Source organism: Ruegeria sp. C6, from assembly GCF_056537625.1.
The window spans coordinates 1,365,333-1,381,441 of the sequence record NZ_JBQFRW010000001.1 but is presented as its reverse complement, the minus strand read 5'-3'; the positions used below and the strand labels follow the sequence as shown (position 1 = coordinate 1,381,441).

At 58.0% G+C, this 16,109-nt stretch carries 16 protein-coding genes; 9 read left to right on the top strand and 7 right to left on the bottom strand.

Annotated features, from left to right (window positions below):
- The first annotated feature begins 6 nt into the window (after nucleotides 1-6).
- The 4 genes from ACR0MJ_RS06840 (at nucleotide 7) to ACR0MJ_RS06825 (ending at nucleotide 2,456) form a co-directional block, all read left to right on the top strand.
- Nucleotides 7-372 carry an RNA-binding S4 domain-containing protein gene (locus ACR0MJ_RS06840; protein ID WP_480561700.1) on the top strand — a complete coding sequence of 122 codons (366 nt, stop codon included), beginning with the start codon at nucleotides 7-9 and terminating at the stop codon, nucleotides 370-372.
- A 65-nt stretch (nucleotides 373-437) separates the two neighbouring features.
- Nucleotides 438-776, top strand: a complete 339-nt coding sequence (gene fdxA, locus ACR0MJ_RS06835; RefSeq protein ID WP_010439399.1) for a ferredoxin FdxA — start codon at nucleotides 438-440, stop codon at nucleotides 774-776.
- Nucleotides 777-1,060: 284 nt separating this feature from the next.
- Nucleotides 1,061-1,570 (top strand): CarD family transcriptional regulator, encoded by a 510-nt coding sequence (locus ACR0MJ_RS06830; RefSeq protein WP_010439402.1) that lies wholly within the window; start codon nucleotides 1,061-1,063, stop codon nucleotides 1,568-1,570.
- A gap of 124 nt (nucleotides 1,571-1,694) precedes the next feature.
- On the top strand, nucleotides 1,695-2,456 hold the full coding sequence (locus ACR0MJ_RS06825) for an ion channel (protein ID WP_170406404.1): 762 nt from the start codon (nucleotides 1,695-1,697) through the stop codon (nucleotides 2,454-2,456).
- Here ACR0MJ_RS06825 and cobS read toward each other — a convergent pair.
- Entirely contained in the window at nucleotides 2,453-3,217 is a 765-nt protein-coding gene (gene cobS / locus ACR0MJ_RS06820; protein ID WP_480760071.1) for an adenosylcobinamide-GDP ribazoletransferase, read from the bottom strand. The two genes, ACR0MJ_RS06825 and cobS, sit on opposite strands and share 4 nt — an antisense overlap.
- Nucleotides 3,218-3,296: 79 nt before the next feature.
- Between cobS and cobT the strand changes: the two genes are divergently transcribed.
- Nucleotides 3,297-4,307: a nicotinate-nucleotide--dimethylbenzimidazole phosphoribosyltransferase gene (gene cobT / locus ACR0MJ_RS06815; protein ID WP_480760067.1), complete on the top strand. Its 1,011-nt coding sequence runs from the start codon at nucleotides 3,297-3,299 to the stop codon at nucleotides 4,305-4,307.
- On the opposite strand, the gene ACR0MJ_RS06810 is transcribed toward cobT, so the two are convergent.
- The gene (locus tag ACR0MJ_RS06810; RefSeq protein WP_170393396.1) at nucleotides 4,304-6,187 is read right to left on the bottom strand and encodes a monovalent cation:proton antiporter-2 (CPA2) family protein; all 1,884 of its coding nucleotides are present in this window, start codon (nucleotides 6,185-6,187) and stop codon (nucleotides 4,304-4,306) included. The genes cobT and ACR0MJ_RS06810 overlap by 4 nt on opposite strands.
- 20 nt (nucleotides 6,188-6,207) lie before the next feature.
- Entirely contained in the window at nucleotides 6,208-6,663 is a 456-nt protein-coding gene (locus tag ACR0MJ_RS06805; RefSeq protein ID WP_170405101.1) for an Lrp/AsnC family transcriptional regulator, read from the bottom strand.
- A gap of 147 nt (nucleotides 6,664-6,810) precedes the next feature.
- Between ACR0MJ_RS06805 and hppD the strand changes: the two genes are divergently transcribed.
- A complete protein-coding gene (hppD, locus tag ACR0MJ_RS06800; RefSeq protein ID WP_170563182.1) occupies nucleotides 6,811-7,908 on the top strand; it encodes a 4-hydroxyphenylpyruvate dioxygenase in 1,098 nt (365 codons plus the stop codon).
- Nucleotides 7,909-7,964: 56 nt separating this feature from the next.
- On the opposite strand, the gene ACR0MJ_RS06795 is transcribed toward hppD, so the two are convergent.
- A complete protein-coding gene (locus ACR0MJ_RS06795; RefSeq protein ID WP_170735252.1) occupies nucleotides 7,965-9,851 on the bottom strand; it encodes a hypothetical protein in 1,887 nt (628 codons plus the stop codon).
- Between the two features lie 164 nt (nucleotides 9,852-10,015).
- Between ACR0MJ_RS06795 and ACR0MJ_RS06790 the strand changes: the two genes are divergently transcribed.
- Entirely contained in the window at nucleotides 10,016-10,711 is a 696-nt protein-coding gene (locus tag ACR0MJ_RS06790) for an SIMPL domain-containing protein (RefSeq protein WP_480760064.1), read from the top strand.
- Nucleotide 10,712: 1 nt separating this feature from the next.
- Here the strand turns inward: ACR0MJ_RS06790 and ACR0MJ_RS06785 are convergent, their stop codons facing one another.
- The 3 genes from ACR0MJ_RS06785 to ACR0MJ_RS06775 all read right to left on the bottom strand — a co-directional run bounded on the left by ACR0MJ_RS06785 (nucleotide 10,713) and on the right by ACR0MJ_RS06775 (nucleotide 13,788).
- A complete protein-coding gene (locus ACR0MJ_RS06785; protein ID WP_170735250.1) occupies nucleotides 10,713-11,423 on the bottom strand; it encodes a GNAT family N-acetyltransferase in 711 nt (236 codons plus the stop codon).
- Between the two features lie 4 nt (nucleotides 11,424-11,427).
- On the bottom strand, nucleotides 11,428-12,720 hold the full coding sequence (locus tag ACR0MJ_RS06780; RefSeq protein ID WP_480760062.1) for an O-acetylhomoserine aminocarboxypropyltransferase/cysteine synthase family protein: 1,293 nt from the start codon (nucleotides 12,718-12,720) through the stop codon (nucleotides 11,428-11,430).
- A 72-nt stretch (nucleotides 12,721-12,792) separates the two neighbouring features.
- The gene (locus tag ACR0MJ_RS06775; RefSeq protein ID WP_170817645.1) at nucleotides 12,793-13,788 is read right to left on the bottom strand and encodes a hypothetical protein; all 996 of its coding nucleotides are present in this window, start codon (nucleotides 13,786-13,788) and stop codon (nucleotides 12,793-12,795) included.
- Between the two features lie 152 nt (nucleotides 13,789-13,940).
- Here ACR0MJ_RS06775 and ACR0MJ_RS06770 point away from each other — a divergent pair, with 152 nt between their 5' ends.
- Both ACR0MJ_RS06770 and ACR0MJ_RS06765 read left to right on the top strand, forming a co-directional pair.
- Complete coding sequence (locus ACR0MJ_RS06770) at nucleotides 13,941-14,573, top strand: cupin domain-containing protein (RefSeq protein WP_480760059.1); 633 nt, start codon at nucleotides 13,941-13,943, stop codon at nucleotides 14,571-14,573.
- 159 nt (nucleotides 14,574-14,732) lie between these two features.
- Nucleotides 14,733-16,067 carry an NAD(P)-dependent oxidoreductase gene (locus tag ACR0MJ_RS06765; protein WP_480760057.1) on the top strand — a complete coding sequence of 445 codons (1,335 nt, stop codon included), beginning with the start codon at nucleotides 14,733-14,735 and terminating at the stop codon, nucleotides 16,065-16,067.
- Nucleotides 16,068-16,109: the final 42 nt, after the last annotated feature.

Genomic DNA, 16,109 nt, shown 5'->3' with positions numbered 1-16,109 from the left:
TCCGCGATGGCCGAGGCCAAGCTGCGGATCGACAAATGGTTGTGGCAGGCGCGGTTCTTCAAGACCCGTAGCCTGGCCGCCAAACAGGTCAGCGGCGGCCATGTGCGTCTGAACGGAAATCGGGTGCTGAAACCGGCGCAAGCCGTGGCACCCGGAGATGTCCTGACCTTTCCGCAGGGGCGTATTGTTCGGGTTGTACGTATCGAAGCGCTTGGCGTGCGTCGCGGCCCGGCCCCCGAGGCGCAAGCTTTGTACTTCGATATGACCGAAAAGCAGGACGTATCGCCCAAGAATCCTACGTTTGAGGGAAAAGGTCGTCCAACCAAGAAAGAAAGACGCGCGCTTGATCTTTCTCGCATCCCAAAGGGGTGATCTGACCTTGAAGCGGCGGTCAGACTGGATTAGCTAGTCGCCAAAGCGCAAACGGGAAATCCAACATGACCTACGTTGTCACCGAAAACTGCATTGGCTGCAAATACACCGACTGTGTCGAGGTTTGTCCGGTGGATTGTTTCTACGAAGGTGAAAACACATTGGTCATTCACCCCGACGAATGCATTGACTGCGGTGTCTGCGAACCCGAATGCCCCGCCGACGCCATCCGCCCGGACACCGAGCCGGGGATGGAGCAGTGGGTCGAGTTCAACCGGAAATACTCGGAAATGTGGCCGGTGATCGTGACCAAAAAAGACCCCTTGCCTGAGGCCGAGGAACGCGACGGCGAAGAAGGCAAGATGGAGAAATATTTCTCGGAAGCCCCAGGCGAGGGCGGTTGACCGATTCGGCAGCCGGTTACCGTTCATTTGGCATCAATCTGTGCATTAATTAGTTGAGGTAGAAAGGGAATTTCCCATTTACCTTGGCGCGGTCTTTTGAGTGTCGCAAATTTGTGATATACTTAGGACCGAATGATGACTGTGATTGGGATGTGCTCCGTAAGTATGCTCGCTTTGGAGTTCTGAATTTATGACAAATAAGCCGCCTGACGGGGCCATGCAGGGCCTCGGCTGTGGTGCTTTTGTCGTCTCATATCCGGATCAGTAATGAAGGATGAATATGAATGTCGAAATCGAAAAAGCTTGAGTTCCGCCCGAACGATTATGTCGTCTACCCGGCTCATGGCGTAGGTCAGATCGTATCAATCGAAGAGCAGGAAGTTGCAGGCTTCTCGCTTGAGCTGTTCGTGATTTCTTTTGAAAAAGACAAAATGACCCTGCGGGTACCAACCAACAAGGTCACTGAATCGGGGCTTCGGTCGCTCAGCTCACCGGATGTGATCAGCCAGGCAATGAAGACGCTGAAGGGCAAAGCCAAGGTCAAGCGTGCCATGTGGTCGCGCCGGGCGCAGGAATACGAGCAAAAGATCAACTCGGGTGACCTGATCTCGATCGCCGAAGTGGTCCGCGACCTGCACCGCACCGACGACCAGCGCGAGCAGAGTTATTCCGAACGTCAGCTGTACGAAGCCGCGCTGGAACGTCTGACACGCGAAGTGGCCGCAGTTTCTGGCGCCGATGAGATTTCGGCTGCCAAACAGGTCGATGAGGTTCTGACCTCACGCGCAGCCTGATCGCGTTCAAGCCAATTTAAGGGTCGTCCCGATATCCGGGGCGGCCCTTTTTCGCGACTAGGCGCTTGGTCTTGTGGTGTGTGTCGGGTATTTTTCTGTAACTGCAGGAAGATACGGGGACATGATGAAGCAAACTGTCAAGTTTCTCTACATCAGCCACGAGCCGGTCTCGGTCTGGTTTCGCTATGGGCTGATCCTGTTCGATATCGCCTCGATCATCTTTTTTGTCTCCACGGCGAATATCCCGCATGGGCCTGGGCTGACGGCGGCAAGTTTGGGTGTCGGGCTGATCATCCTAATGGATTTCTGCGCGCGGATGTGGATTTCCAAAGACCGCTGGAAACTACTGCGCCAGATTTACACGATGGCAGACATCGTTGTGATCGTGTCGCTGCTGCTTGACCCGTTCCTGACCGGCAATCTCGCGTTCTTGCGGATATTGCGCGCATTGCGGCTGATCCATTCCTATCATCTGCTGCGGGATTTGCGCCGAGATAGTCCTTTCTTTCGAACCCACGAAGACGCGGTGATTGCGGCGATCAATCTGATGGTCTTTGTTTTTGCAACCTCGACTGCAGTACTGGTCTTTTTCGTCCCCGAAGATGCGCAGACCCCCTATATCGACGCGCTTTATTTCACTATGGCGACCCTGACGACAACGGGGTTCGGAGATATCACGCTGGGCACACCAGCTGGAAAGCTGTTTTCCGTTTTCATCATGGTTGTGGGCGTGGCGTTGTTTGTCCGTCTGGCGCAGGCGATCTTCATGCCGCAGAAAGTGCGCTACAAATGCCCAAGCTGCGGCCTGTTCCGGCACGATCCGGATGCTGTGCATTGCAAACACTGTGGCGCGACGCTGCGCATTGAAACCGGTGGGGCGTCTTAGATTGAGGCTGTTAGCGCCAGGAGGAAGATGATTTCCGAGACCTGCTGCGTGGCCCCCAGAATATCACCGGTTTGGCCACCGATCTTGGTCTTGGCGATGCGAGCGACAAAAGCCGCTGCAAGCAGGGCGCAGAGCATCGGCGTGATGGCTGATCCACCCAGCAGCAATAGCGACAGGACGATAGCCAACACGATACCGGCCAGCACCGCAGACAAGGGGGGCGCACCAACCGAATGGCTCAGCCCCGATTTGCGAGCGTTGGGTAGCGCGCGCATCAGCACGGGCATCATGGCGCGTGAGAACAGGCAGGCGGCCAATATGCCCGTCAACAGACCCGCACCGATCAGTGCCATGACAGCAGCAATTCGAAGCAGTTGGCCCAGCAACAGGGCCAGTACGCCGTAAGTGCCGATATGGCTGTCCTTCATGATCTCCAGTCGACGTTCGGTTGTGAAGCCGCCCCAAAGCCCGTCGGCCGTATCGGCTAGCCCGTCTTCGTGCATCGCTCCGGTTGCGATGATCAACGTGGCGACCAGCAGGGCGGCGGTGGCAAGGGTTGGCAGCTGCGCCCAGATTGCAATCCAGGCGACGCCGCAAGCCAGCGCCCCCACAACAAGCCCGGCAAGGGGATAGGCCCAAGCCGCACGCGACTGGCGGGTGAACGCTTGATCGGGCAGGGGTGGCAGGGGCAGGCGCGTCAAAAGGACCAGAGCCAGCGGGATATCCCACAGGGAAAACGGGGCGGTGTCGTTTTTGGTCACTCCCAGGCCTTTCCGGGTCTTGTTGCTTTGCCAGCATTGGTTAAACACACACAACCACTCTGATGCAACGAGGCTTTCCATGCTGCCCGAACTCAATGACTTGAACAGTTTCCGCAATGCGCTGACCGGCGCACCCGGTCCGGACCCCGCTGCCAAGCAGGGCGCGGAAGAGCGCAACGGTCAACTAACCAAACCGCCCGGCGCGTTGGGGCGGCTTGAGGATCTGGCGATCTGGTATGCAGGTTGGCGCGGGGATGCGCGGCCTCGGATCGATGCGCCGCAGGTCATCGTGTTTGCTGGCAACCATGGCGTAACTGCTCAAGGTGTCTCGGCGTTCCCGCCCGAAGTGACGGTGCAGATGGTCATGAATTTCGAACATGGCGGCGCGGCGATCAACCAGTTGGCAAAGGCTGCGGGCGCGAAGATGGACGTGCACGCGCTGGAGCTGGACCGTCCGACCGCAGATTTTACCCAAGCCCCCGCGATGAGCGAAGAGGAATTGCTAAGCGCACTGCGCACAGGATGGCAGGCGGTTGATCCGCAGGCCGATCTGCTGGTTGTTGGAGAGATGGGGATCGGAAATACCACGCCGGCTGCCGCCATCGCTTGCGCGTTGTTTGGCGGGGATTCTGCCGACTGGACCGGCCGCGGGACCGGTGTGGATGATGCAGGTCTGGCGAACAAAACCCGGGTTGTTGCGGAAGGCGTCGCTCTGCATGGTCAGGGCGATGGACTTCATATTCTAAGGTGTCTCGGCGGACGCGAGATTGCGGCTATGGCTGGTGCGATAGCCGCCGCGCGCGTATTGCGGATACCGGTCATTCTGGATGGATTCATCTGCACCGCAGCTGCAGCCTGTCTGGCGCAGATTTCGGAAACAGCGCTTGATCACACCATCGCGGGCCACCAAAGCGCCGAGGGCGCGCATGCCGCGATGCTGGGCAAGCTCAGCAAGGAGCCATTACTGACCCTCGGCCTGCGCTTGGGCGAGGGCTCGGGCGGGGCGTTGGCGATCAACATTCTGAAAAGCGCGGTTGCTTGCCATTCCGGCATGGCGACATTCGCTGAAGCGGGTGTGTCGGACGGTTAAGCCGACTTCTTGGCGTGTTCCTCGGCCAGTTCCAGCAGCGCGGTTTCCAGATCTTTTTCCAGTTGCCGCGCACGCTCGATGTATTTCTTGTTTTCGGCTGTCGGCATGCCGGGGATCCACAGTTCTGCAAGCTCGCGCACCGATCCCCGGTCGTGGTGATAGAAGGTCTGCTCGGCCTGTGCGGCCTCGTATTCACTGAGGCCGATATTCTCCAAAACATAGCGGCCCGCGCGTAGCGATCCGTCGAACATCTCGCGGACAATGTCGTTGGCCCCGGCCTGATACAGTTCATAGACATGGTTGCGGTCGCGGGCGCGGGCGATGATGTGCAGATCGGGCCGCTGGCGGCGGGCATATCCGACGAGACGTGTGACCTGTTTGTAGTCATCCATGGCCGCGACAAGGACCGCTGCCTTTTCGATTCCAGCAGCGCGCAGCAATTCGGGGCGAGTCGGGTCGCCAAGGAAGCCTTTGACTCCGAACCGTCGCATCAGCTGGATCGTTTCGATATCGTGGTCCAGAACAACTGTTTTAAACCCGCTTGCCTGTACCAGCCGGTTGACGATCTGCCCAAAGCGACCGATCCCGGCGATGATGACAGGGCCTTTTTCGTCGATCTGATCGGGTTCAACCTGCGGATTGCTCTCGCCGAGAAAGCGCGAAAGTACGTCGTAGACGATAAACAGAAGCGGTGTGATCAACATGGTCAGCGCGATGATCATCAACAGTTTTTGCGACAAGCCCGGCGGAATCACGTTCTGCTGCGTAGAAAACGCCAACAAGACAAAGCCGAACTCACCGGCCTGGGCCAAACCCAGCGTGAACAGCCAGTGATCGCGCCCGCGCAGCTTGAAGGCGCGCCCGACGATGAACAGGATGATCCCCTTGGCCAGTATGACCAGCAAGGCCAAACCGATCAGGTCAAACGGGTCGGCGAAGAAATACCCGATATCGATCCCAGCGCCCACAGTGATGAAGAACAGGCCCAGCAACAGCCCCTTGAACGGCTCAAGGTCGCTTTCCATTTCGTGTCGGAACTCCGAACTGGCCAGAACCACTCCGGCCAGAAACGCGCCAAGAGCGGGCGACAGGCCCACAAGGGTCATCAGGAACGAGATGCCGACCACGATCATTAGCGCCAGTGCCGTATACATTTCGCGCAGGTGGGTGGCGTGGATGAAACGGAACAGTGGGCGGGTCAGGTAGATGCCGGCCAATACGACAAACGCGACGGCGCCAATGGTGACAAGTGTAACGGCCCAGCCGGGCAGACCTTCGACCAGCGAGAGTTTGGCGTGATAATCCGCGTCTTTGGCTATGCCTACGCCACGGCTGATGGAGCCGTCATCTTCGATGTGGATGCTTGCGGGCAGGGCAAGCAGCGGCAGGAAAGCTAGGATCGGGATTACGGCAATGTCCTGCGTCAGCAGGACCGAGAAGGTCGCTCGACCTCCGTTGGTTTGCATCAGGCCCTTTTCGGACAGGGTCTGCAGCACGATTGCAGTGGAAGAAAGCGACAAGGTCAATCCAACCGCCAGCGCCACCGACCATTGATGACCCGCATAGAACGCCACAGCTGCGATTGCTGCGGTCGACAGGCCGACCTGCAGCCCGCCCAAGCCTAACAATTTGTCCCGCATATCCCACAAGGCACGGGGCTCAAGCTCGAGCCCGATCAGGAACAGCATCATCACGACGCCGAATTCGGCCACATGCTGCAGGCTTTCCGTCTCGGCCCCGACAAGGCCCAAAATTGGGCCAATGGCGATGCCCGCAGCTAGGTAACCAAGCACCGATCCCAGACCCAGACGGGCGGAAAGCGGCACCGCGATCACCGCAGCTGCCAGATAGATCGATGCCTGATAAAGGAACTCGTTCATTATTGTCCTCTTAAATCCGCTCAGGTCGGGAGCGGCGCGTCGCGTTTCAATTGGTCCATTACGATCTGGCTTTGCACCCGTGCAACTGCAGGATGCGGCAGGATCACTTCGTGAAGCAAGGTATTGAGTGCGGATAAGTCGTCACAATAGACGTGAAGCAGATAATCTGCCTCACCTGTCATCGTCCAGGCGCTGGTGATCTCGGGGCGGGTGTTGACCATGCGGGCGAAGCCTGCGGATTGTTCGGGACCATGAGTGCCCAGATGCACCTGAATGAACCCCTGAACCTGTAGCCCCAGCCTCAGCGGGTCCAGTCGTGCGGTGTACCCTGTGATGTAACCCTCGGCCTCAAGGCGCTGTCGGCGACGGCCCGCCTGACTGGCGGATAGATTCAGCACATCACCCAATTGCTGCGACGTCAGATGCGCGTCGCGCTGCAAAGCTGCGAGTATTCCGATATCAATCCGATCCAGCACGTGCGGCGTTTCCTCAAGATTTGCAATCAATATGCGGAAAGTACGCATCTAAACTTAGTTTATACGAAAACAATGCGCAGAAACAGCACTCATTAAGGCGTATTTTTGAATCAGCAAAGAAATTCCTGTTTTCCGAGGAGACGCGCCATGGGTCCTTTCCCGCATAACGCCCCGAAATCTGTCATCAGCGAAGAAAACCCAGCCGGTACCGACGGGTTTGAGTTTGTTGAATTCGCACACCCCGAGCCGCAAGAGCTGCGAGACCTGTTTGCGCGAATGGGCTTCGACTATGTCGGCTATCACCGCGACACCCCCAAGGTCGAGCTTTGGCAACAGGGTGATGTAACCTACATTCTGAACGCGGATCCTGATAGTTTTGCAGCCAAATTCGTGGCCGAGCACGGCCCCTGCGCCCCTGCCATGGGCTGGCGCGTTGTTGATGCTCAGAAGGCTTATGAGCACGCGATCGCCAAAGGGGCTGAGCCCTATGATGGCGCAGACAAGACCATGAACGTTCCGGCGATCAAGGGCATTGGTGGTTCGCTGATCTACTTCATCGATCAGTATTATGACACCTCGCCCTACAATGAGGAATTTGAATGGCTGGAGCAGTCAAAACCGCGCGGCGATGGGTTCTACTATCTCGATCACCTGACCCACAACGTATTCAAGGGCAACATGGACAAGTGGTTCAAATTCTACGGCGACCTGTTCAACTTCCGTGAAATCCGCTTTTTCGACATTCAAGGTAAGTTCACCGGGCTTTACAGTCGCGCGTTGACTTCACCTTGTGGCCGCATCCGCATTCCGATCAATGAAGATCGTGGCGAGACCGGACAGATCGTCTCCTACCTGAAGAAGTACAACGGCGAAGGCATCCAGCATATCGCGGTGGGCAGCGACGACATCTACGCCTCGACCGATGCCATTGCCGAGAAGGGTCTGAAGTTCATGCCCGGTCCGAACGAGGCCTATTATGACATGTCTTACGACCGTGTGTCCGGCCATGATGAGCCCAAGCATCGGATGATGAAGCACGGCATTCTGATCGACGGCGAAGGTGTAGTTGATGGCGGTGAGACCAAGATTCTGCTGCAGATCTTTTCGAAAACAGTCATTGGCCCGATCTTCTTTGAGTTCATTCAGCGTAAAGGGGATGACGGGTTTGGTGAGGGCAACTTCAAAGCCCTGTTTGAATCGATCGAACGCGAGCAGATCGAGTCGGGTGAAATCTCGGCAGCCTAAACATGAATCAATGAAATCAACCGAGCGCCGTGTCTGACCGACATGGCGCTTTTTCTTTACCCGCGCGGCATCTTGAGCGTGATGTTCTTGCCGCGCTTCTGATAGCGCAACTCGCTGTCGCCGATGGCGATGACATTACCTCCGTCGATGCGATCGCCCACCTTCAGCTTTTTGTAGCGTCCGCTGGGCAGGCGGACCAAAGCACGGCGGTTTGCCGGGGTGCCGTACACGCCGATTAGGTTCAACTTGCGCAGGTTAATCGCGTTGTCGATGGTTGCTTGTCTCGCAACTGACGCGGAAGACGGAATTTTGGGATTGACCGTTCTGGGCTGGAACGAACCAACTTCATCGGCATTACTGGCCACATTTGCGGTCGAGGCCAGCGCTGCACTCCCAGAACTAGGTTGCCGTGTCGCGCGCGCCGTGATGCTGGCAGGCCTGATTTTTGGACGGGGTACCCGTACAACAGCCAGCGCAGTCGGGGTTTCATCGACCTGCGGAGGGGTTTGCAGAGACTCGGGCCGCAGCTTAGGCCGGACCGAGGCCAGCTCTTGCCGGGATCGACCGCCAAGTTGCTGGCGTTCGAATTGATCCACCAGATTTTCCGGGCGTGGCCGTGGGCGAAACGCCGCGAGTCTCTCATCGACCTCTTCTATGACAACGGGTTCTGTTTCGAACCTGGTTGGGGGTTCGGGGGGCACGGATGCGGGACGACCCAGATAAACCATCACACCGGCCGGGTTCAGCGTGCCTTCGGCACTTGGCGTCACAAGTCCGCGTTCATCCAGGTTGAACCGCTGCCCCGCTTGGCCTGGCAAAGAGATCGACTCAAAAGACGCATCTGTGTCGAGGCTGGCAAGTTCGGGTAGTGCGACGGAATCGGTCGACAGGTCCGAGCGATCGACCGATGTGAGATATTGATTATCCACGCCAGCCACAGGCGCTGGCTCCAGGCCTGAAGGTTCAACGGGGGCGGTGCCGGTAAACTCACGAAACTCGGTTCTGCTCTCTGGCAGATCAGCGATGTCTTCGACCGGCTCCGGTTCAATCTTCAGTGCTTCGAGAATGGCCTCGTCCGTGGGGGTGAGCACCGGTTCTTCCTCTGCCACTTCAGGTTCTTGTGGGAGGCTTGCGATCTCGGTTTCCTGAGGTTCGGGTTGTGCCTGCGGTTCTGCAGTTGCAGTTTCTGGCTCTGGCTGCAGCTCGGGCTCTAACGGTTCGGCCACTTCGACAATTTCGGGGTCAGAGCTGTTGTAAGACCAGACACCCAGCAACATTCCAACCACAACCGACGCTGCGATCGCAGGAATTGCAAAGCGTTTCAGATCCGTTCCTGTCTTGGCAGACGAGGGCAGTGCTTTGGTAGCAGGCTCAAATGCAGGGGGGGCTGCATCTTCAGCGATGGCGTGAACCGGTATGTCCGGCGTATCAACGGGTTTGGGGGCCGCAATCACTGCGTCCTCATCCACAATGATCGGCAGTTCCAGAAATGGCGCGTCCAGAGCATCGTTGCCGGTTGCGCTGACCCAGAATGCCTCGGGGATAAAGCCATGATCGGTGGCAAATGCGCTGGCTTCGTCCAGCGTTTGCTGGGCCACAGCGGCAACCGGGGTCTCAGTCCCCACGTCGCCCGCGACATAAGCCAGCTCTGATAGCTCATAGGGCGTGGCTGCGGCCAACGTATCCTTGACCTTTTTCGCCGCTGCATCGGTGTCCAAACCATCGGTGTCGACAACCAAGAGGCGCACCTGATCGGATGGAATAACAAGCTTGCAACTCAGGTCATTTTCCAGCGCGAATCCCTGATCCCGAAGGGCCTGCATCTGGTCCGCGAAATCTGACGCATCTAATGGAACGGTTCCAATGCAGTACCAGTCTCCATCCGACTGATGATGCAAGGAAATGCCGTTTTCAGAAAATGACAGCGCAAAGGCGGGTTTCATAATCGCGATGAACCATAATTGTCGGCTTTTATGCAAACGCTTAGATGTCTGCCCGCCGAGATTAGAGCAGGAACTCGCCGAGGGAAAGAAAAAGGCACGTTTCCCCCTTGCCGTGTACGGGCCCGACCACCCATCTTGAGAGCAAGCATCAAGGAGGGATCATCTTGAAGACACTTGCTTTTTTGGCCGCCATGGCCGCTGCCACCGCGACTCTGCCCGCCCATGCGGAAGAACGTCGCATCTCGGTCAGCGGGACCGGTACGGCTCTGGTTGCACCCGATATGGCAACGATAATACTGGGCGTGACCAATCAGGATGCGCAGGCATCGGTAGCGATGCAGGCGACCTCGGATGCGGTGACGCAGATCCTCAAACGACTGGACGAAATGGGATTGGAGGCGCGCGATGTTCAGACGCGCGATCTTTCGCTTTCACCGGTCTGGTCGGGGCGCAGCAATTCCAGCAATGAGCCACCCAAGATCACTGGGTTCACCGCGTCCAACCGCGTTTCGGTTCGCGTGCGGGATCTGGATAATCTGGGCCAGATCATGGATGCGGTCATCAAGGATGGTGCGAATGATTTCGGCGGTCTGAGCTTTGGCGTGCAAGAGCCCAAACCGCTTGAGGCTGAAGCACGGGCCAAAGCTGTGGCAGATGCGACCGAGAAGGCGCAGCAACTAGCGCAGGCGTCCGGGGTTACGCTGGGTCCCATCCTATCGATCAACGACCACGGCGGAGGTGTTCGCCCGATGGCTCAGATGCGCGAGATGGCGATGTCGGACGCCGGTGGCGTGCCGGTCGCAGGCGGAGAGATTTCCGTTTCGGTCAATATCGCGATGGAGTTCGAAATCGCGGAGTAAGCTACGATCCAACGCGGGCTTGCAGCGGTTGGCGCTGCTGGCCCGATGCATCGAAATTCCCCGGCGCAAGCCAGTTCTCGAATGCCGCGCGAATGCGCGGCCACTCGCTGTCGATAATCGAAAACCACGCCGTATCCCGGTTGCGCCCTTTGTAATGGGTCGCCTGCCGGAAGACGCCCTCGAACGTGAAACCCAAACGTTCAGCTGCGCGTTTTGATGGCGCGTTCAGGGCGTCGCATTTCCATTCATAGCGGCGATAACCAAGCTCATCGAACACCCGGCGCATCATCAGATACATCACTTCGGTTGATTGCGGTTTACGCTGCAGCAAGGGTGAGAAATGGATGTGGCCCACTTCTATTGCACCCGCGGCTGGTTCGACTCGAAGGTACGAGGCCATCCCGACGGGTACCTCATCCGCGTCGAACACTGTATGGAACATCGGGTCCGCATCCATGCAATTTGACTGCGCCCATGCGGTGAAATCCGCCTCAGAGTCGAACGGGCCGTAGGGAAGGTAAGTCCAATTGCGGCCGTCCATGTCATTGGCAAACGCCCGGTACAAGCCGGGCGCGTGCCTGTTTACATCCAATGGCACAACGGAACAGAACCGGCCCTGCATCGGTGTGTAAGGTGGCGTGGGGCGAGGGAACTCGCCCGTGACCGAAAAACCGATGGGTTGACCCAGTTCATTTGTGTTGTGCCCGGTCATCGGATCAGGCGCTGGCTTTGGACAGAGCCTGATCGAGATCAGCGATCAGATCGTCTGCATCCTCGATCCCGATGGACACGCGCACCACTCCAGGGCTTGCGCCTGCAGCTTCCTGCTGCTCGGGCGTCAACTGACGGTGTGTGGTCGAGGCCGAGTGGATGATCAGCGACCGTGCGTCGCCAAGGTTGGCGACGTGGCTGAAGATCTCAAGCGCGTTCACCAGCTTTACGCAGGCGTCATAGCCGCCCTTGACCGCAAAGGTGAACAGGGCGCCCGCGCCGCGCGGGTAGTGCTTTTTTACCCTGTCGCTATAGGGCGAGGATGGCAGGCCAGCATATGTCACGTAATCCACACGGTCGTCTGCCTCGAGCCACGCTGCTATTTTCTGCGCGTTTTCGACATGGCGCTCCATCCGTAGCGATAGCGTTTCTATCCCCATCAGCGTGTAATGCGCCGCCTGAGGGTTCATCGTCATGCCCAGATCGCGTAGACCGATCGCGATGCCGTGGAATGTAAAGGCGAGCGGGCCGAAGGTCTCGTGGAATTTCAGGCCGTGATAGGCGGATTCGGGTTCGCTGAGCGAGGGGAACTTGTCATTCGCCGACCAGTCGAACTTGCCCGAATCCACGATGCAGCCGCCGGTCACGGTGCCGTTGCCGGTCAGGTACTTGGTGGTCGAGTGAACGACCAGAGTCGCGCCGTGTTCAATCGGGCGGCACAGGTAGGGCGTGGCCGAGGTGTTGTCGACGATCAGCGGAATGCCTGCTGCATCGGCTAAATCCGCCAGAGCACGGATATCAGTGACATAGCCGCCAGGATTGGCGATGGATTCGCAGAAAACTGCACGGGTGTTTTCGTCGATAGCGGCCTTCACAGCGTCCAGATCATCGGTATCAACGAATTTGGCCGACCAGCCGAAACGTTTGATCGTCTGGCTAAACTGCGTCACCGTCCCACCGTAGAGGCGGGTCGAGGCGACAACATTGCAGCCCGGCCCCATCAGCGGGAAAAGCGCCATGATCTGCGCTGCGTGTCCCGAGGAACAGCAGACCGCACCGACACCGCCTTCAAGCGTCGCCACACGTTCCTGCAGCACCGCTACAGTCGGGTTGGTCAGTCGCGAATAGATAAAACCCACTTCCTGCAGGTTGAACAACGCGGCGGCGTGTTCCGCGTCGCGAAATACATATGCCGTGGTCTGGTAGATCGGTGTCTGGCGCGCGCCTGTGGCAGGGTCGGGGCGGGCCCCGGCGTGAATTTGCAGCGTGTCAAAACCGTAGGTGGGTCCGTCCGACATCGAGGAAATCTCCTGTTGGAATGTGTGTTGCTGAATCTCTAGGACATTGGCTCGCCCGGCACAATGTCCGCGTCACCGCAGCCAAAGCCCCTTGGACTTGATCGTTTTGCGAATTACCTGTTCGCGTGCGGGCAGGTTGTTTCGGTCGAACAATGCCCGGATCTTCGCACCCTTGCGCTGTATCACGAGCTTCTTCAGTGGATCATAGCCTTTGAGCACTTTTTTGATCTTGTTCGGGGCCACGACGGTTTCCAATATCTCGACCACATGATCGCTTTCGCGGGCGTAGAGCATCGGGAACAGGCGATAGTGGCAGCTGATCCGACCATCCAGCAGGCCCTCGGGCAGGGCATCCCGTCCGCCACCGAAGGAATGGATGACCAGCGGCAAGGCGATCTGATCTAGCCACGGGTTCAGAACTTGCCCGGTCAGTTCGGGGATTTCCTCGTCGCGAATGGTGCGGGCATAGCCCATAAACCGCTCACCAAATTGGCGGGGGCATTTGTAGAAGAAATAACCGGCGTTAAAATACAGGTAGCGCCGCCAATAACCCTCGGGCTGGCTGGGATCGAGAGAGCTTTCGAAATCCAGCCCGAACCGGTCATACAGTGCGCGCCAGATACCCTCATATCCTGGGCCGTAGAGCGTGGGTTTGGGCCATGTTCCCTCGACCCGAAGTGAGGCGCCGGGCTGTTCGAAATCGAACGGGACGTCGGAAATTTCGCCGGTGATCAGAGTGTCGGAGTCGAAAAAGGCAAAGGGCTCGCCCTCTGGCATCGCCAGCAAAGCTTCGATCTTGTTGCCATTGGGATAGCTCGAGCCAAAAGCATGAGATTCAAAAGGCAGAATCTCGGCACCCAGATGCTGCAGGGCTTCAAGAACTTCGGCATCCTGAATGCTGGGGTTCTGAGGCCAAAGAGGGCCGGGCTGTGGCACCCCGACGAACAGCCGACCTTTGAACCCTGGTGAGCTGTGGCGCAGCGAGGCGGCGAACAAAAGAGCCTCGTATTGCAGCCGGTTGTTTTGCCCGATGATGAGGATGTTGAATGTCGCCGGGCTTGCCTGCATCGTGTTGCGCTTTCTGATCGGGCCGGTATTCGGCCGCTGCCTCAACCGGAAGTACAACAAGCTGTGAAGGGCGTCAAAACCCCAAACATGACCGGTTTGCAAATCCGGCTCGTGCTCCCATCTAATGTGACAGCAACGCAGGAGGATTGCATATGCGGGTCAATGCAGATTTCACACAGCGGGTCGCCGTTCACTTTGATCAGACCGAATGGGTCGCGTCACCGGCTGCTGGCGTCGAACGCAAGATGCTGGACCGCATTGGCGAGAAAGTGGCGCGTGCCACAACCATCGTGCGCTTTGCCCCCGGCAGCGCGTTTTCGTCGCATACTCATGACGGGGGTGAGGAATATCTGGTGCTGGACGGAGTGTTCCAGGATGAAACCGGAGACTTCCCTGTCGGCAGCTATGTACGCAATCCCCCGACGTCCTGCCATACACCTTCGGCCAGCGAAGGCGCGACTATTCTGGTCAAACTGCATCAGTTCGACCCCGATGACCGCACCGAGGTTCGGCGCTCGATCAACGGGGGCGGAAATATCGATTTGTTCAAGGATGCGCATGAGGATGTCCAGGTGCAAACCTGGGGCGCGGGCGAACATATTGAATTGGACGCAGATAAGGGGTTTGAGGTCTTTGTTATCGAAGGTGGCTTTGCCGAGGCGGGCGAGGAATTTGGCACTTGGGACTGGTTGCGCTTGCCGCCTGGACCACGCTTTGTTGCTGTAGCAGGAGAGGGCGGAGCCCGTGTTTGGATCAAATCCGGCCACCTGGGCGGGATGGTCTGAGCCGCCGCTGCCAACAAAATAGGCAATTTCTAACTGAATCCGGGCGATTCCGCCCGGATTTTTCATTTTTTGACCATTTGGCAAATTTTACCAATTGATAAAAAATCAGATTGTGGCAAGCTAGGGTCCATAACAAACATATCTACAGGGAGTAGAGTGATGGCACAGGGCCAGATGGCACCCGGGATCGTCTCCGGGCGGCTTTCCAGCGATGAGCTGACCTCGAATTTCACCGATCTGCATCCGCCACTGGCCCCGCACGAGGCCGCCGTGGCCGCCGATCGATGCTATTTCTGCTATGACGCGCCATGTGTGACGGCCTGTCCGACGGATATCGATATTCCGTTGTTCATTCGCCAGATTCAGGCCGGGCAACCGCAGGCGGCAGGGCAGACCATTCTGGAGCAGAACATTCTGGGCGGCATGTGTGCCCGGGTTTGTCCGACCGAAACTTTGTGTGAAGAGGCTTGCGTGCGTGAGACGGCCGAAGGCAAGCCGGTCGAGATCGGACGCCTGCAGCGTTATGCAACCGATGATGTGATGGCCTCGGGTGCGCATCCGTTCGAGCGCGCCGCATCAACCGGCAAGACAATTGCCGTAGTTGGGGCAGGGCCCGCCGGTCTGGCCTGTGCGCATCGTCTGGCGATGCAGGGGCACGATGTGGTGATCCACGAAGGCAAGCCCAAGCCAGGCGGTCTGAACGAATACGGGATTGCGGCGTATAAATCTACCAATGATTTTGCACAGGCCGAGGTCGATTGGCTGTTTAAAATAGGCGGGATCGCGATCGAGACCGGTTCGATTCTGGGAGAGACGATTTCTCTGGAAGGGTTGCAGGAGAACTATGACGCTGTTTTCCTGTCAATAGGACTTGCGGGGGTGAACGCACTGCGGGCTGATGGGGTCGATAAAGACGGGGTGCGCCCGGCGGTCGACTTTATCTCGGATGTGCGACAGGCCAGCGATCTGGTTGATCTACCTGTGGGTCGCAATGTCGTTGTGATTGGCGGTGGTATGACTGCCGTAGATGCGGCAGTGAAATCGAAACTGCTAGGCGCTGAGCACGTCACCATCGCCTATCGCCGAGGTCGCGACGCGATGGGTGCAAGCCGGTACGAACAGGATTTGGCGGCGTCGCATGGTGTTCGGATTCTCTGCAATGTTCAGCCGGTGGCTATTCACGGAAATGGTGCCGCAGCAGAGATCGAATTGGAGTATACTGCTAGCCATGATGGTCGACTGACCGGAACGGGTGAAACTGTCCGTGTGCCCGCCGATCAGGTTTTTAAGGCCATCGGTCAGACGCTTGACGGTGCGCCGGAAGGCCTAACGCTGGATGGCAATAAGATTGCCGTGACCGGGGCGGGACGCACTTCAATGACCGGTGTGTGGGCTGGCGGAGACTGTGCGGCAGGAGGCGAAGACCTGACCGTGACCGCCGTAGCCGAAGGTCGCGATGCCGCGATGGATATCCACGCTGCTCTGAGCGCGTGAAACTCAAAGACAAAGATGCAGAACTGCATCAGGGAGGCCGGA